The organism is Bradyrhizobium liaoningense, assembly GCF_018130785.1.
GTDB lineage: Bacteria > Pseudomonadota > Alphaproteobacteria > Rhizobiales > Xanthobacteraceae > Bradyrhizobium > Bradyrhizobium liaoningense_A.
The window spans coordinates 300,675-317,178 of record NZ_JAFCJT010000001.1 but is presented as its reverse complement, the minus strand read 5'-3'; the positions used below and the strand labels follow the sequence as shown (position 1 = coordinate 317,178).

Sequence of the window (16,504 nt, the reverse complement as noted above, 5' to 3'; positions counted from 1 at the left end):
CCGCCTTGATATCTGCTAATATACAAAAAGGCGATGATTCCGATGGGACGCGAATGACCTCTGACCTGCCAAGCCAGAAGGCGGACCAGCCGGCAACGCTGGCGAGCACGATCTATGCGCGCCTCAAGGCAGACATCCTGACCACGCGGCTGCCGCCCGGACGCAAGCTGCAGTCGCGCTTCCTGATGGAGCAATACAATGTCGGGCAGACCCCGCTGCGCGAGGCGCTCAACCGTCTGACGACGGAAGAGTTCGTCGTCGGCATGGAGCAGCGCGGCTTCCATGTGAAAGAGGTCAGCAAGGACGAGCTCCAGGAGCTGACCAAGACGCGGTGTTGGGTCGAAGGCCTGGCGCTCCGCGAGTCCTTGCAGAATGCGAACCAGGCCTGGGAAGAATCCTTGCTGGTGGCGCATCACCGGCTCGACCGCACGCCACGTTCGCTCAAGGCCGACACATTCGAGGACAATCCGGACTGGGAGAAGGTGCACCGCGCCTTCCACGCGACGCTGATCGGCCTGTGCGGTTCACGGCCGCTGCTTGGCTTCTGCGAGCAACTCGCCGACCGGCTCTATCGCTACCGCATGATGTCGATTGCGAAGGCCTATCCGGCTCGCAAGGTCGGCGCCGAGCACAGCCAGATCCTTCAGGCGGTTCTTGCCAAGGACAACGAGCAAGCCGTGCTTCTGCTTCAGCAGCACTATCAGCGCACGGCCGACGTCATCTATTCCGATCTCGATGGGTTGCTGACGTAGCTTCGCCGCGAGCTGGAGCAGCCCGGTCACTACGCCAACAGCTACATGATGGCGCGCTACGACTGGCGGCGCTGCGTGAAGTCCGCCGTTCAGGACCACGGATCTACAACTGCGGACCAGACAGTCTAACCTCGCGCTCGGCGCGAAAGACATTCCCGTACAGGCTGCCGATCCATTGTCTTCCGCTCGAGGTTACATTCAAATAGCGGATGGCCGTTTGGATCTGCGGCGCGACCTTGGTCCAGTAGAACTGCGGATATTTGTGCACCACGTCCGCGGGCGTGGCGTATCCGAGCGACTTGTTGAGCCCTATCTCTTCGAATTCGTAGAAGAGCGCATTTGATTTCTTCATGTAGTTCGGATCGCCGAGCTGACCGATCAAATCAGCGGCACGCAGCAGCAAACCTTCCTCCTGGTCCAGATCATCCTCGAGTTCGCTCGTTGGTGCGTCTGCGTAGGGAAAACGGGTATATTCGATGGCCTGGGCGACGCGAGCGGCGTCGATCTGGTCGACTGTGTCGAAACGCTCCACGGCGAACAATTTCGAGCGATCGACGTGATAGGGCGCAAGCGCTGCATCGGAGGAGCCGATCGGCAACCCAACCGTTCGGCCGGTACCGTCAACCACATAGGCTCCCTCCTGGTCTCCGTGAATGACGCCTCGAACGTAGCCGATGTCGTGGACCAGGCAGGCCAGGATGAAGTGAGCATAATCGCTGGCCGTCGTCGGCCTCTGAAGAGAGCGGCCGATCAGGATGTCGTGCCCCACCAGCGTGACCAACAGGGTGTGCTCCACGTTGTGATATAATGCATCGCTGTTGCCGATACATTCCAGGGCCAGCTTCGCTGCGTAGGGGAGCAATTCCGGCAAGCTGGCATGCGATGAGCCGAAGCGGCCTTTTGTCTCCGAGATGAGAAACGCACCGAGCGCCTGGGACGTCAGTTCTGGAATCGTGATCATGAGCAAGGTCCTCGTCGACGAACCCCCAGTAAGCCTTCTGCGGGGATCAGGAGGGAGAGGAGGTCACTGGAAGAATGCGACGCCGACCTTGAAGTGCTGGGTGCCGGCGAACTGAAGGGCGACGTCGCCGCCTCAAATGGGGCTGAACACGACGTGAGGCCAAAGGCGGGGGTGATGCTTGACCTAGATCAACGTGGCTGGGGCGCATGCTACGTCTGCCCGGCAGCAACCTCCGTTTAGGGTGGTCAAAAGCCGCGGTGCGGCGCGAAGGCCAGTCAGCCGGAGGCTGACATCGTCGGACAATTCAGCCATGGCGCCAATTTGTCGCCAGACCGCGCGGCTGGTCCGCCGCTAAAAAGCGCGAAGGGTGCACCGGTACGTTCGGGATTCGAATGAACTCCACCCGACGGCGGAGCGACATGTTATTCTAGGGTCATTGTATTTATGTGATTTTCAGGAGACCGGATCATGATTCCTCAGGATCGGTTTCGCGGCCTTTTTCATAAATATCTGCTCGCGCTTTTCGTGGCCGTCGCAATCCCGCTCGCATTCAACGGCGTTATTGAATCGTGGTTCGGCTATCGCGATCAGCGCGCGAGGCTCGACCAGTGGCTTAGCCTCCAGTCCGCATCCGCGGCCGCCGAAATACACGATTTCATCCACGGCATCACAAGTCAGCTTGGCTGGCTGGTCCAGCTTCCATGGACCGACGAGTTCGACGAACGCCGGCGGACCGACGCGTTGCGCCTGCTTCGACAAGCGCCTGCCATCGCCAGCCTCACGCTCCTCGACGGCAATGGCCTGGAGCGTCTCTACATCTCGCGGATCGGCCTCAATCGTATCGAGAGCCGCACGGACCGATCAGCCGATCCCGCCTTGGTTGGTGCCCGCGCAGCTCAGATCTGGTTCAGCGACGTCAGCTACAATCGAGGCTCCGAACCGTACTTGACGGTTGCGATTACCGGCAACCGGCCGGCTGTCGGCGCCGTCGTAGCCGAAGTCAACCTCAAGCTGATTTGGGACGTGATCTCGGCGATCAAGGTCGGAAGGACCGGCTTCGCTTTCGTCCTGGATCGATCGGGTCGCCTTATCGCCCATCCCGACATCAGCCTCGTTCTCCGCGGGGCGGAAGAAGCAACCTCCAGACCATTTCGGGCTGTGCGGGACGCGATAGGGTCGAAAGCGGGCTTCGCAACGACCCGGGATGCGCAGGGACACTATGTTGCCGCCAGCGCTGCTCCCGTACATGGCCCCGACTGGACAGTCGTGGTCGTGCAGCCGCTATCCGAAGCTTACGCGCCGATCTATTCCGCCCTGTGGCGGACGGCAATGCTCCTCGCAATCAGCACCATGCTCGCGGGGATTCTTGCCTATGCATTGGCGCACCGGATGACGGAGCCGATCAAGTTGCTCGAGGAGGGTACGGAGAGGATTGGTGCCGGGTCCTTTGACCACCGCATCTCGATTGACACCGGGGACGAGTTCCAGCGTCTTGCAAACAGTTTCAACAGAATGGCTTCCGAGCTGGCGCTGGCGCAGCAGCACCAGGAGCGCATCGCCAAGCTCAAGCGGTTCCTTGCCCCCCAGGTCGCCGATCTCGTCGATCGAGCCGGTGATGACAGCGTGCTGGACGGCCGCCGTACGGAAGTCGTCGTTGTCTTCTGCGATTTGAGGGGGTTCACCGCGTTTTCAGCAGGCGCCGCGCCCGAGGAGGTCATGAGCGTATTGTCGGAATATTATGAAAGCCTTGGCAGGGTCATCGCGAAATTCGAAGCAACGCTGATCAATTTTTCCGGCGACGGACTGATGGTGCTGGTGAACGCACCTGTCCCGGTCGAAGAGCCTGCATTGAGAGCCATCGATCTCGCCGTCGACATGCAGAAGAACGTGCAAGCCCTCATCACCGGCTGGCGATCGCGTGGCTACTACGTCGGTTTCGGAATCGGCCTTGCCAGCGGGCCGGCGACTGTCGGCCGGATCGGCTACAAGGACCGGCTCGACTACACCGCCATTGGCAGCGTCGTGAATCTCGCGGCCCGACTGTGCGCATCTGCCGCAGACAGGGAAATCCTGATCGACGCCAAAGTCGCCGCCGACGTCAAGGGCAGGCGGCCCGTTGCGGATCTCGGGGGCCGCGAAATCAAAGGATTTGACGAAGCCATTCCAGTCTTCGGAATATCCTTCGGTGCTCTCCAGCCGAGTGGCCGCGGGATGTCCGGCACAATCCGTTAGAGACTGTTCGCGTATCCGGGGCTATGCTCAGGCCAAACGGCTGACGGCAGCGGGTTCGTGGGCATGAGGTGCGCCAACCCTGGAGCAGCAACGCCACCCAGACGCGCCAGACGGCGTGATTTTCTTCTTTGGATGGCAGGCGCCGCGACGTGGACGACCGTCGCGTATGGGCAGAAGCCCTCCATGCCGGTCATCGGCTATCTTTGCCCGGAGTCACCCGAGCTCTTTGGCAGCCGACTCGAGGCTTTCCGACAGGGACTGGAGGAAGCCGGCTTCGTCGCGGGTCGCAATGTGGCGATCGACTTTCAATGGGCCAACGGACAATATTCTCGATTGCCTGCCCTGGCCGCCGAATTGGTCGCCAGAAATGTCGACGTGATCGTGGCTCCCGGCGGGGCTCCCGTGGCACTTGCCGCGAAGGCTACAGGTACGAGCAAGACAATCGTGTTCGAGATGGGCGGCGACCCGGTTCAGCTACGCGTGGTGGACAGCCTGTCGCGGCCGGGCGGAAATATCACGGGAGTCTCGAGCCTGAGCGTCGATGTGTCGCCAAAGCGGCTCGAGCTGATGCGCGACGTGTTGCCCACGGCGACCAGATTGGCGATTGTCGCCAACCCGACGAGTCCGACCGCACCATCACAATTGCAGAAGCTTCACGCGGCTGCAGAAACCCTGCGGGTTCAACTGCAGATCTTGAGCGCAAGCAAGGAGGATGAATTTGAATCCGTGTTCGCTGCGGTAGCCAAGGACGGGGCAAGCGGACTTGTGTTTACCTCCGACCCCTATTTTGCATTTCGCAGCGCTCGGCTGGCGGCTCTCGCGATGAAATATCAAATACCCGCAATCACGCAGACCCGAGACTTTCCCGTCGCTGGAGGTTTGATGAGCTATGGAGGAGATTTCATGCAGTCGCACCGGCGCGCGGGTGTCTATGCCGGACGCATTCTGTCGGGCGAGAAGCCCTCTGATCTTCCGGTTCAACTCGTCACGAAGGTGGAGCTCGTCGTCAATTTGAAGGCAGCGAAACTGCTTGGTTATCCGTTCTCCGCCGCAGTCATTGCCGGCGCCGACGAGGTGATCGAGTAAACCAGACGTCACCAATGGAGGCGCGGGAACGCGCCCGGATCAGCTTACACGAACCTGACAGCGGGGCGCGGCGAGCCCGCCACGTGCTTTTTCGCTGGCCGAAGCGCCCCGGATGGTGGAAGAAATCCAACAAGCGGCGCGAGCCGCATGGTTGCTCCGGAACATCCCGCGGGAATGCGATGCGCCTTCTGATCGTCGAGGACAATGCCGAACTGTCGCGGCTCGTTGCCGCCGGGCTGGCGGCGTCCGGCTATGAGAGCGACATCGTCGGCAGCGCGGCCGAGGCGCGCGAGGCGATCAGCAGCGTCAGCTACGCTGCGATGATCCTCGACCTCGGCCTGCCCGACGGCGACGGACTGTCGGTGCTGCGCGAGCTGCGCCGGCAGATGGAGCCGCTGCCGGTGCTGGTGCTGACCGCGCGCGGCGGCCTGCAGGACCGCGTCAGCGGCCTGCGCAGCGGCGCCGACGACTATCTGGCAAAACCATTCGCCATGGAGGAGCTGGTGGCGCGGCTGGAGGCGATTTTGCGCCGGCCCGGCCAGCTGCTTGGCCGCTCGCTGCGCCTTGCCAACCTCGTCTACGACACCGAAAGCCGCCAGATCTTCGTCGACGACCAGCCGCGGATCATCTCCGCGCGCGAGACCTCGGTGCTGGAGATCCTGCTGCGCCGGCAGGGGCGGGTGGTGCCGAAGAAGAACGTCGAGGACCACATCTTCGGGCTCGAAGGCGAGGTCGCCTCCAACGCCGTCGAGGTCTACGTCTCGCGGCTGCGCAAGCAGCTCGCCGAGCACGGCGCCAAGGTCGTGATCCATACCATCCGCGGCGTCGGCTATCTCATGGCCGAGGAGAAATAGCGTGGCCGAGGCCGGATCCTATGCCGCGTCCTATGGCAGGTCGCCGACCTTCAAATCGCTGATCTGGCGGATCGTGTTCCTGCACATCGTCGCGGTCGCGGTGGTCGCGATCTTCCTGCCGCTTGTGCTGTTCTGGCTGCTCAATTCCGAGATCGACCAACTGCACCGGGATGCCATGCGCGCACAGGCCGAGGTTCTGGCGGAGCGGATCGTCGCGCAGCCGGACGGCCTGCTGACGTTCAATCTGCCCGACAGTCTTCGCGGTCTCTATTCGGAAGCCTATGGCCGCTACCTCTACGACATCCGCGATGCCGACGGCCGTCTGCTGTTTTCGTCACGCCGCAAGGCGGGCGCAGCGGTCCAGGCGCCACCGCTGTCCGAGACGATTTCCGGCGCCGGAGTGACCCGCATCATCGACGGCAAGATCGTGCGCATCCGCGTCGCCGAAGATCTCGCGCATCGCGACGTGATCATCGACGACATCATTTCGAACTTCTTCCGGCGGGTCGGATGGATCACCATTCCGATTCTGCTGATCCTGCTCGCCACCGACATCATCATCTTCCGCCGCGCCGTCGCGCCGCTGTGGAAGGCCTCCGAGGAGGCCAGCAACATCGGCCCGGCACGCACCGACATCCGCCTGCCGACGGAGCAGATCCCGCGCGAGATCATGCCGCTGGTCACCGCCGTCAACCAGGCACTCGACCGCCTCGAGGACGGCTTCCGGGTGCAGCGGCAGTTCACCGCCGACGCCGCGCATCAATTGCGCACGCCGCTCACGATCCTGCGCACGCGGATCGAGACGCTTCACGATGGCGCGGCACGGCAAGCGCTGCACGCCGACATCGAGAGCATGAGCCGCATCGTCGCCCAGCTGCTGGAGATCGCCGAGCTCGACACCCTGGTGCTCGATCCCGGCGAGACCGCGGATCTGCGCGCCGTCTGCGCCGAGGTGGTCGGCTCCATCGCGCCGTTCGCGATCGCGCAGCACAAGGACATCGCACTCCGGGGCACCGACGCGCCGGTGCTGATCCACGGCAATTCCGAGATGCTCCAGCGCGCGATCTTCAACCTCGCCGAAAACGCCATCAAGTTCACCGCGAAGGACACCTCCGTCGATGTCGAGGTGCGCGAGGACGGTGAGGTGCGGGTGCGCGATTGCGGCCCGGGCATCGCGGAAGCCGAGCGCGAGCTGATCTTCCAGCGCTTCTGGCGCGCCGACCGCCAGCGCAGCGACGGCGCCGGCCTCGGGCTCTCGATCGTGCGCGGGGTGGCGGACGATCACGCCGCGACGATCACGGTGGAAAATCTTCCGGGCGGCGGCGCGGAGTTCACGCTGCGGTTTCGGCTGGCGGAGGGAGCCGTTACTGCTCCCTCCCTTCGTCAAATCTGAGGGGCTATTTCAGCTTGCCGGTGGACAGGTCCATGATCATGCGGGTGGCCAGATAAAGACGCGGCACGATGCTGTTGATCTGTACATATTCGGCATCGTTGGAATGCGCGCCGAAGCCCGACAGGCCCATGCCTTCCACTACGGCGCCGTTGGTCTTGAGTGCGGCAAACGCGGCGTCGGTGCCGCCGCCGGTCGCCTTCTCGTCGACCTTGAGGGACAGTCCGATCTCCCCATAGATCGTCTTGCCGTAGGCCGCGACGCGGCGCGAGGCGTCGTTGGCTTCCAATGGCGGGCGGCGCACCTCGAATTTCAGATCGACCTTGGAGTCGGGCAGCAGGCGGTTCTTGATCTTGTCCTGGAGCGCCTTCTCCAGCTCGTCGAAATCCGCCACCTTGAGCGCACGCGCATCGGCCTGGGCCGTGGCGTCAGCCGGGATCACGTTGCGATTGGTGCCGGCCTTGGAGACCGTCCAGTTCAGCTTCAGGCCCTGCTCGGGTTTGGACAGGTCCTTCATCTGCAGCACCTGGTGCGAGAGCTCGTACAGCGCGTTGACGCCGCCCTCGGGCCGCGCGCCCGCATGCGACGACTTGCCCTGCACCGTGAGATAGGCCGAGCCGATGCCGCTGGTGGCGAGGCGCAGCGTGCCGTCAGTGCCGCCGCCTTCGAACGAGAACACCACGTCCTGATCCGAGGCGAATTTCGTGATGGTGCTGCGCCAGCCGGGCGAGGAGATCTCCTCGTCGCCATTGGTAAGCACCGTCAGCGTGCCGTAATCCCTGAAGTTCAGCTTCTGCAGCAACGCCACGGTATGGAGAATGAGCGCGACACCCTGCTTGTCGTCGGCAATGCCGAGGCCGTAGGCCTTGTCGCCGTCGATGCGGAACGGCTGGTCCTTCAGCATGCCCTTCAGGTACACCGTGTCCATGTGGGCGATCAGCATGATCTTCTTGCTGCCGGTGCCCTTGAACACGGCGTGCACGGCCGGGCCGATTTTCTCGGGCGTGTCGTCGAGGCGATAGATGTCGGTGGGTTGCAGGATCTCCACCGTGCCGCCGAGCTGCCTGAGCTGGCCGGCAACGCGCTCGGCGATCTGGTTCAAACCTTCGACGTCCTTGCTACCGGATTCGATGCTGACGAGATCGCGCAGCGTGTCGAGCAACGGCTGTTGCTCCTTTTGCGCCAGCGCATGGACATCGGTCATCGGTTCCGCATGCGCCATCGTTGCGGCACATGCCAGCCAGAGCGAGGCGATCAGCGGAGCTACGAGCAACGGAGCAGGGTGCGATCGGGACATGCGCGACGGTCCATCAGTTGGAGGATGGTCCGGTATGCCCGGGTTTCCGGTGCTTGTCACGCGCGCGGAGCTGGCACGATGACGCTGTTTGTTCATAAGCTGGAAAGGTTGTGCAACTCAGAACGTCGCTTTAGCGAAGTGTACGCCAACTGCAAAAAGAAGATGGAGGCGTAATACGATGCGCCGAACGTGGTAGCATTCTCACGGATTGATCGGGGTGACCGTTGACGCTGGCCCCCACGATCGCTGCAATTAATGCGGCGAGATTGCAAATAAGAGACCGCGAGCCGACGTACTCGACCTTATGAATGCAGAATTGGTCAGCCTCACTGGCCCCCTCGTGACAAATTCACAACAGCAGGCCACAAACTGTAATTGCGTTTGTTGTTTGCCACAATTGGGGTGATTTGCGCTTTCACCATTTCGTGGGTTCGTTCAAAGTGCTCAGCGTGTTTGCCGGAGCGATCGGTGCGCACATCTTTGCTGACAACCACCGCGGTGATGGCGTTGCTTTCCGCGTCGATAGGATCGACGCGCGCCCAGACCAGCTGGACCGGTGCGACATCCAACGACTGGTTTACCGCCACTAACTGGACCGCTGGCGTCCCTGTACTTGGCGGAGCAAATGCAAACATTAACACCACAAGCCCGAATGCGACGGTGGTTGGGGCCCCCGGCGCGGTAGCGCAGGCTATTGGCCTTGGCCAGTTCTTCGGAGTGGGTAATCTGACGATCCAGAATGGTGGCACGCTCTTGACCTTCGCGGGCGGCGTCATCGGCGGACTCGGCAGGGGCGATGTCACGGTAACCGGCCCGGGCTCGCAATGGACAAACGTCAACGGCGGCATCCAGGTCGGGAGCGGCTCAGGGGTTGGCACGCTCACAGTCGCGGACGGTGGCCAAGTCAGCGACACGCCGTCCGGCACCTCGGTTGGGGGGCGTATCACCGTGGGTGGGGGCGGCGATGTTTTCTCCGGAGCACTGATCGGCAACGGCAGCGTGTCGTCGACCCTGACCCAGATCAACGCTGGCGGCTTTCTCGTTCCCGGTCGGGACATCGTTCCCGGTCAGGGGGGAACGCCCGACGCGATGCGCTTCATCGGCAATCTCGCATTCCAGTCCGGCGCGTTCTACGTCATACAGGTCAATCCCACGACGGCCTCGACCAGCAATGTGTTGGGCACCGCCGCACTTGCCGGCACCGTAGTGGCCAACTTCGCGGCAGGCAGTTACGTCTCGCGCCAATACACCATTTTGACGGCTGTGGGCGGCATCACCGGCACCTTCGACGCGCTCGTCAACGTCGGCTTGCCGGCTGGCTTCGGCACTCGACTGGCCTACGTCGGCAACAACGCAATACTTAACCTTAGGGCACAACTCGTTCCCGAACCTATCCCGCCCGAGCAGCCGCCGATACCTGGGGAGCCGCCGATACCGGGGCTGCCGTCTCCTTTGCCGCCCCCGCAGGTCTTCACCGACAACCAGCTCAACGTTGGCCGTGCCATCGACAACTTCTTCAACAACGGCGGTGCGCTGCCGCCGGCTTTCGTGTCGCTCTTTGGCCTCGCCGGCAGCAATCTAACCACTGCCCTCGATCAGATCTCCGGGGAGGCTGCCACCGGCGCACAGACAGCCGCTTTCCAGCTCGGCAGCCAGTTTCTCAACCTGATGCTCGATCCGTTCGTCGATGGTCGATGCGGTGTTGGCCGTACTGACTATCCGGCGCTCGGCTTCAGGCCCGACTGCGAGCCTCGGCCGTCGGGACCGGCTCTCGCCTATGCCTCGATGTACACCAAGGCACCCCCGGCGCCAGCGCCGATCTATGAGCCGCGCTGGACGGTGTGGGGGGGCGGCTACGGCGGGGGCAACAAGACCAGCGGCGATCCCGTTGTGGGCAGCCATGATCTCTCGGCACGCACCGCGGGTTTCGCGGGCGGGTTCGACTACCGCCTTGCGCCCAATTCCGTGGTGGGCTTTGCGGTTGCCGGTGGCGGCACCAATTGGAGCCTGTCGCAGGGGCTTGGCGGCGGCAGAAGCGATGCCTTCCAGGCTGGCGTCTACGGCGCGACCCGCTGGGGCGCGGCCTATCTCGCCGCTGACTTCGCGTTCACCAATCACTGGATGTCAACCGACCGCTTCGCTTTTGGCGGCGACCATCTGACGGCTGACTTCAACGCGCAGAGCTACGGCGGGCGACTGGAAGGCGGCTATCATTTCGACACGCCGTATGTCGGGGTTGCGCCCTACGCCGCGATCCAGGCGCAGAGCTTCCACACGCCGGGCTACAGCGAGATCGGCACCATTCCCAACGGGTTTGCTCTCGCGTTCGGCTCGCGCGACGCGACCGACACAAGGAGCGAGCTCGGTGCGCGCTTCGACCGGGCGCTGGCTCTCTATTCCAACGCCGTACTGACGTTGCGCGGGCGGCTTGCGTGGGCGCATGACTGGGTGAGCGACCCCACCCTTATGCCGGTGTTCCAGGCGCTGCCGGGGGCGAGCTTCATCGTTAATGGCGCGACACCCGCGAAAGACAGCGCGCTCGCGTCGTTGGGCGCGGAGCTTCGGTTCGCGAACGGCATTAGCCTGCTCGCCAAGTTCGACGGCGATTTCGCCTCGCACTCGTCCACCTACGCTGGCACCGGCACGATCCGCTACAGTTGGTAAAACGGTCTCGCCGTTTCTCAGGAAGCGACTTCAGTCTGATGGCCCATCGCGTCATCTCGCTGCGCTACGGAGCTTGGTCGCTGGCGAGGCCTAGCGGACGTTGAGCAGCCCTTAGCGGGGCTGCCAAAAACGTCTTCTCCCACATCCGTCTTCGCCAAGGCTTCGGCGGACATGAGGGGAGAAGGAAGAAAGCGCGGCCGCTACTTCTGTGGTGGCCCCAGATCCAGCGGCGGCAGGTCGATCTGCGGCACTTCGATCTTGACCTTGTCGAGGTCGACGTTGAGCGGCTTGTCGAGCAGGCCCGTCACCGTGACCGGGAAAATGATCACGAGCAGCACCATGATCATCTGCAGGCCGATCCAGGGGATCGCGCCCCAATAGATGTCGGAGCTCTTCACTTCCTTCGGCGCGACGCCGCGCAGGTAGAACAGCGCGAAGCCGAACGGCGGATGCAGGAACGAGGTCTGCATGTTCACGCACAGCATCACGCCGAACCAGATCAGCGCCGCGTCCGGTCCCACCACCGGCGCGAGGACCTTCTGCGCGATCGGGGCGATCATCGGCAGGATGATGAAGGCGATCTCGAAGAAGTCGAGGAAGAACGCCAGGAAGAAGATGAAGAGGTTGATGAAGATCAGGAAGCCCCACACGCCGCCGGGCAGCGAGGTCAGCAGATGCTCGAGCCAGACGCCGCCGGAGACGCCGAGGAACACCACCGAGAAGCAGGTCGAGCCGATCAGGATGAAGGTGACCATGCAGGTGAGGCGCATGGTCGATTCGTAGCCCTGCTTGATGAGGTCGCGCAGGTCGGGGATGCGCGCGGCCTGGATGCAGATCCAGGTTACCGCGAGATAGGTCACCGCGAATGCGAGCTTGAAGATCAGGTTCTCGCTGTACAGCATCGCGACGATGGTGCCGATGCCGGCGGCGATCACGCCCGTTATCAGCACCTTGCGGTCGGTCGAAGAGAAGTCCTTGTGGTGGATCGCGGCGAGCACGATGGCGCCGACCGCGCCCATGGCGCCGGCTTCCGTCGGGGTCGCAAGCCCCATCATCATGGTGCCGAGCACGACGAAGATCAGCACGGCCGAGGGGATGATGCCCATCAGGCACTTCTTCCACAGCGCCCAGCCGGTCAGCGTGCGCGCTTCCAGCGGCACCGGCGGCACGTGGCCCGGCTTGATCAGGCCGAGGACGAAGGTGTAGCCGGCGAACAGCATGATCTGGAACACCGAGGGGCCCCAGGCGCCGAGATACATGTCGCCGACCGACTTGCCGAGCTGGTCGGCGAGCACGATCAGAACCAGCGAGGGCGGCACCAGCTGCGTGATGGTGCCGGAGGCAGCCAGCACGCCGGTGATGTAGCGCATGTTGTAGCCGTAGCGGATCATCACCGGCATCGAGATCAGCGCCATGGCGATGACCTGCGCCGCCACCGTGCCGGTGATGGCGCCGAGGATGAAGCCGACGATGATCACGGAATAGCCGAGGCCGCCGCGGACCGGGCCGAACAGCTGGCCCATCGAATCCAGCATGTCCTCGGCGAGCCCGCATCTTTCCAATATCGCGCCCATGAAGGTGAAGAACGGGATCGCGAGCAGCAGCTCGTTGGAGAGCACGCTGCCGAACACGCGGCCGGGGATCGCCTGGAGGAAGTTGAGGTCGAAGAATCCGAGATGGATGGCGAGGAAGCCGAAGGAGAGGCCGACCGCGGCGAGCGTGAACGCCACGGGGAAGCCGATCAGCATCGCCAGAACCAGGCCGCCGAACATCAACGGCGGCATCATCTCCAGCGTAATCATTGGGTCGGCCTCTCGTACTTGGCGTCGATCGTTACATAGCCCTGGAGAGCCGCGATACGCTTGATGACTTCGGAAACACCCTGGAGCGCCAGCATCACGAAGCCGGCGGGGATCACGAACTTGATGGGCCAGCGGAGCAAGCCGCCCGCATTGCCCGACATCTCGCCGACGTTATAGGCCTGCATGAAGAACGGCCAGGACAGGTAGGCGAGCAGCAGGCAGGAAGGGATCAGGAAGCAGAGCGTGCCGATCATGTCGAGCCAGAGCTGGCCGCGGTCCGAGAGCGTCAAATAGAAGATCTCGACCCGCACATGCTCGTTACGCTTGAAGGTATAGGACGCGCCGAACATCACCAGGATGGCGAACATGTACCATTGCAGCTCCAGCCAGCCGTTCGAGGAGTTGCTGAAGGCATAGCGGATCATGGCATTCGCCGCGCTGACCAGGCACGCCAGCAGCACCAGGATGTTACAGACGTACCCAATCTTTTCATTGAGGGCGTCGATGGCGTTGCTCACCGCCAGCAATGGACGCATCTTATTTTCTCTCCGTCGCCGTCGCGGCCCGGAGCTTCGGCCCTGACGACATCAGGACCTAACTCCAGATTACTTTGACGCGTTTTCTTCACGCGAACCGGTATCCACTTCGCTCGAAAACGCTCGGTCACTTTGCGGGAGGCTTCAGCACGCATCGCTGGGCCGGCGTGCAAAAAGCACGCGAGCGCACGGATCGTATTTCCGGAGCGATTGCGGCGTCAGTCCTCCCCTCGTGCCTTGCCGTCTTGACCGCGACCGCCAAAGGGGCGGGCCGGCTTATTGCTGCCGGGCAAGCAAAGGCGGTCGCACCAAACCAGCGGGCTTGTGCGCCGTCAATCGGAAAATGGGCAAATTGACGCGCCGTCAAAAGGTTAGGTTGACGGAGTGGCGCGAGTCCTCAGCCGCCGGTCACGCTCATGTGCCTGGAGACGCTGGGCCGGTCGTGGCGGCGGTCGATGATGAAATCATGACCCTTGGGCTTCAGCCCGATGGCGCGGTCGATCGCATCCGCAAGCAGCATGTCGTCATCAGATGCACGCAGAGGTTTGCGCAAATCGGAGGCATCCTCGTGGCCGAGGCAGGTGTGCAGCGTGCCGGTGCAGGTGATGCGCACCCGGTTGCAGGATTCGCAGAAATTATGGGTCATCGGCGTGATGAAGCCGAGCTTGCCGCCGGTCTCGGCAACGCTGACATAGCGCGCCGGGCCGCCGGTGCTCTCGGCGAGATCCGTCAACGTGAATTGCTGGGCGAGCCGGGCGCGCACCAGCGACAGCGGCAGGTACTGGTCGATGCGGCCCGAGCCGATCTCGCCCATCGGCATCACCTCGATCAACGTCAGCCCCATGCCCTTGCCGTGGGCCCAGCGCATCAGGTCGGTAAGCTCGTCCTCGTTGAGGTTCTTCAGTGCCACCGCGTTGATCTTCACAGCAAGCCCCGCGGCGCGCGCGGCTTCGATCCCTTCCAGCACCTTGTCGATCTCGCCCCAGCGGGTGATCTCGCGAAATTTCCGGGGATCGAGCGTGTCGAGCGAGACGTTGATGCGGCGGACGCCGCAATCGGCGAGCTCCCTTGCATGTTTCGCAAGCTGGGTGCCGTTGGTGGTCAGGGTCAGCTCGCTCAGGGCACCGCTCGAAAGGTGGCGCGACAGCGAGCGCACCAGCGTCATCACGTTGCGGCGGACCAGCGGCTCGCCGCCGGTGAGCCGCAGCTTCTTCACGCCCTTGGCGATGAAGGCCGAGCAGAGCCGGTCTAGTTCCTCCAGCGTCAACAGGTCCGCCTTGGGCAGGAAGGTCATGTCTTCCGACATGCAATAGAAGCAGCGCAGATCACAGCGGTCGGTGACGGAAACGCGCAAATACGAGATGGTCCGCCCGAACGGATCGGTCATCGCGCTCGACAGCGCGTCGCGGGGGCTCGCAGTAGCGAGAGGGCTCGCGGAAAGTCCGTTCATACCAACTGCCTTGTCACTTACGGCGACGGGCGCACCTTTGCTTCAACGGCGCCTTGGAAGCAATCTAAGCATCGCGCACGCAGAGGACAATCGGGTGGTATACGTAAGTCGGCGCTTGAATCAGCGTTTCCCGGCGTTCGGATCGGGGAACGGTGAGCCTGCGGCCGGCGCGGTCTCGACGGGATCAGGAGCGGGCGCGGCCGCGACAGATTTCGGCTTCTTCGGCCGGTGCGGCTTGCGGACCGGTTTTGGCGGGGCGGCCGGCTGAAGCTCGGCGAAGACCGGATTTGGATCGGTGGTGACCGAGGCGGGCGAGGTGAAATCCCCGGGATTCTTGATCACATTCACCGGTACGCTGGCTGGCTGGAACTTGGGCAGCGCGAAAGCGACCGTGAACGGTGCGTCGGGGGCGGGAACCGAGACGGAGCAGGGGGTCTTGCAGCCCTGGCCGAGCGAGGTGGTGGCGTCAGCCCCGGGCGGATTGGATTCGAGCCGGACCTGGACGGTCGGCGGCGCCGATTTGAACATGTCCCAAGACATCGAGGAGCAGCCCCCAAGGCTCGCTCCCGCTAACGCAATCGCGATGACACGACGCATGACCATCCACTTCTACTGCGACGAACCGCCACATCCCCGGCCGGACCATAGAAGTGTCGTTTCGGGCAGGCAACCGGCGCACGGCGCATAGATAATAGATGGTTAACGCAGGGTTTCGTGAAATATCGCAGAAATGTCAGTGGCTTGTCGGCGTCAGGCCGTCATCAGGCTGTGGGCCGCGTCCGGCAGGTCGCGCATGTGATGGATCAGCCGGTCCGGCTTCAGCTCGGCGATCGGCACGTCCGTATAGCCGAAGCTGACCCCGATCACGGGCACCCCCGCGCGCCGGGCGACGCCGACGTCGGTTCCGGCATCGCCGACCATGATGCTGGCTTTGACCGCTCCGCCGGCTCGCGCCACCGTCTCGCGGAAAATGGTCGGATCGGGCTTCTGGACGCCAAAGGTGTCCGCGCCGCAGATCGCGGCAAATCGGCGGGTGAGGTCGAGCTGGTCCAAAAGCCGCTTCGACAGCCATTCCAGCTTGTTGGTGCAGACCGCCAACCGGTGGCCCTGGGCCGCAAACTGGTCGAGCGCGGCCTCGAGCCCTTCGAAGGGGCGCGATTCGACCGCGATATGGTCGGCGTAATAGGCGATGAAGTCCGCCGTCATCCGGTCCATGTCAGCCGGCGTGACAGTGCGGCCTTCGGCCTCCACCCCCCGTTCGATCAGCTTGCGGGCGCCGGCGCCGATCATGTTGCGGGCAGAGGCCATCGGCACGGGCGGCAGCCCTTCGCGGTCGAGCACGAAATTCAGCGCGGTGATCAGGTCGGGCGCCGTATCCACAAGCGTGCCGTCGAGATCGAAGACGAGGGTGTAGGGCGAGGTCATGGTTCAAGCGCTATCGGGCCGGCCCCGCCCGCGCAAGGGCCGTAGCCATAAGTTC

General features: G+C 63.3%; 13 protein-coding genes. 6 read left to right on the top strand and 7 right to left on the bottom strand.

Annotated elements, in window-relative coordinates; translation table 11 throughout:
- Window positions 1–53 precede the first annotated feature (53 nt).
- Window positions 54–752 (top strand): GntR family transcriptional regulator, encoded by a 699-nt coding sequence (locus JQ627_RS01450; RefSeq protein ID WP_212482381.1) that lies wholly within the window; start codon window positions 54–56, stop codon window positions 750–752.
- 103 nt (window positions 753–855) lie between these two features.
- On the opposite strand, the gene JQ627_RS01445 is transcribed toward JQ627_RS01450, so the two are convergent.
- A complete protein-coding gene (locus tag JQ627_RS01445; protein ID WP_212482380.1) occupies window positions 856–1,713 on the bottom strand; it encodes a metal-dependent phosphohydrolase in 858 nt (285 codons plus the stop codon).
- A gap of 468 nt (window positions 1,714–2,181) precedes the next feature.
- Here JQ627_RS01445 and JQ627_RS01440 point away from each other — a divergent pair, with 468 nt between their 5' ends.
- The 4 genes from JQ627_RS01440 to JQ627_RS01425 all read left to right on the top strand — a co-directional run bounded on the left by JQ627_RS01440 (window position 2,182) and on the right by JQ627_RS01425 (window position 7,278).
- Window positions 2,182–3,945 carry a cache domain-containing protein gene (locus JQ627_RS01440; RefSeq protein WP_212482379.1) on the top strand — a complete coding sequence of 588 codons (1,764 nt, stop codon included), beginning with the start codon at window positions 2,182–2,184 and terminating at the stop codon, window positions 3,943–3,945.
- Window positions 3,946–4,077: 132 nt separating this feature from the next.
- Window positions 4,078–5,031, top strand: coding sequence for an ABC transporter substrate-binding protein (locus JQ627_RS01435; RefSeq protein WP_212482378.1), 954 nt, complete (start codon window positions 4,078–4,080; stop codon window positions 5,029–5,031).
- A 179-nt stretch (window positions 5,032–5,210) separates the two neighbouring features.
- Window positions 5,211–5,885, top strand: a complete 675-nt coding sequence (locus JQ627_RS01430) for a response regulator transcription factor (RefSeq protein ID WP_212482377.1) — start codon at window positions 5,211–5,213, stop codon at window positions 5,883–5,885.
- A gap of 1 nt (window position 5,886) precedes the next feature.
- Complete coding sequence (locus JQ627_RS01425) at window positions 5,887–7,278, top strand: HAMP domain-containing sensor histidine kinase (protein ID WP_212482376.1); 1,392 nt, start codon at window positions 5,887–5,889, stop codon at window positions 7,276–7,278.
- A 4-nt stretch (window positions 7,279–7,282) separates the two neighbouring features.
- On the opposite strand, the gene JQ627_RS01420 is transcribed toward JQ627_RS01425, so the two are convergent.
- Window positions 7,283–8,572 carry a M20/M25/M40 family metallo-hydrolase gene (locus JQ627_RS01420; RefSeq protein WP_212482375.1) on the bottom strand — a complete coding sequence of 430 codons (1,290 nt, stop codon included), beginning with the start codon at window positions 8,570–8,572 and terminating at the stop codon, window positions 7,283–7,285.
- Between the two features lie 468 nt (window positions 8,573–9,040).
- Between JQ627_RS01420 and JQ627_RS01415 the strand changes: the two genes are divergently transcribed.
- A complete protein-coding gene (locus JQ627_RS01415) occupies window positions 9,041–11,236 on the top strand; it encodes an autotransporter domain-containing protein (protein WP_212482374.1) in 2,196 nt (731 codons plus the stop codon).
- Between the two features lie 200 nt (window positions 11,237–11,436).
- On the opposite strand, the gene JQ627_RS01410 is transcribed toward JQ627_RS01415, so the two are convergent.
- From JQ627_RS01410 to JQ627_RS01390, 5 genes are all read right to left on the bottom strand, one after another.
- Window positions 11,437–13,038 carry a TRAP transporter large permease subunit gene (locus JQ627_RS01410; RefSeq protein ID WP_212482373.1) on the bottom strand — a complete coding sequence of 534 codons (1,602 nt, stop codon included), beginning with the start codon at window positions 13,036–13,038 and terminating at the stop codon, window positions 11,437–11,439.
- Window positions 13,035–13,574, bottom strand: coding sequence for a TRAP transporter small permease subunit (locus JQ627_RS01405; RefSeq protein WP_212482372.1), 540 nt, complete (start codon window positions 13,572–13,574; stop codon window positions 13,035–13,037). The genes JQ627_RS01410 and JQ627_RS01405 overlap by 4 nt, the downstream gene beginning before the upstream one ends.
- Window positions 13,575–13,971: 397 nt before the next feature.
- Window positions 13,972–15,024, bottom strand: a complete 1,053-nt coding sequence (moaA, locus tag JQ627_RS01400) for a GTP 3',8-cyclase MoaA (protein WP_212482371.1) — start codon at window positions 15,022–15,024, stop codon at window positions 13,972–13,974.
- Window positions 15,025–15,144: 120 nt separating this feature from the next.
- Window positions 15,145–15,621: a hypothetical protein gene (locus JQ627_RS01395; protein WP_212483132.1), complete on the bottom strand. Its 477-nt coding sequence runs from the start codon at window positions 15,619–15,621 to the stop codon at window positions 15,145–15,147.
- A 153-nt stretch (window positions 15,622–15,774) separates the two neighbouring features.
- The gene (locus tag JQ627_RS01390) at window positions 15,775–16,449 is read right to left on the bottom strand and encodes an HAD-IA family hydrolase (RefSeq protein WP_212482370.1); all 675 of its coding nucleotides are present in this window, start codon (window positions 16,447–16,449) and stop codon (window positions 15,775–15,777) included.
- Window positions 16,450–16,504 lie beyond the last annotated feature (55 nt).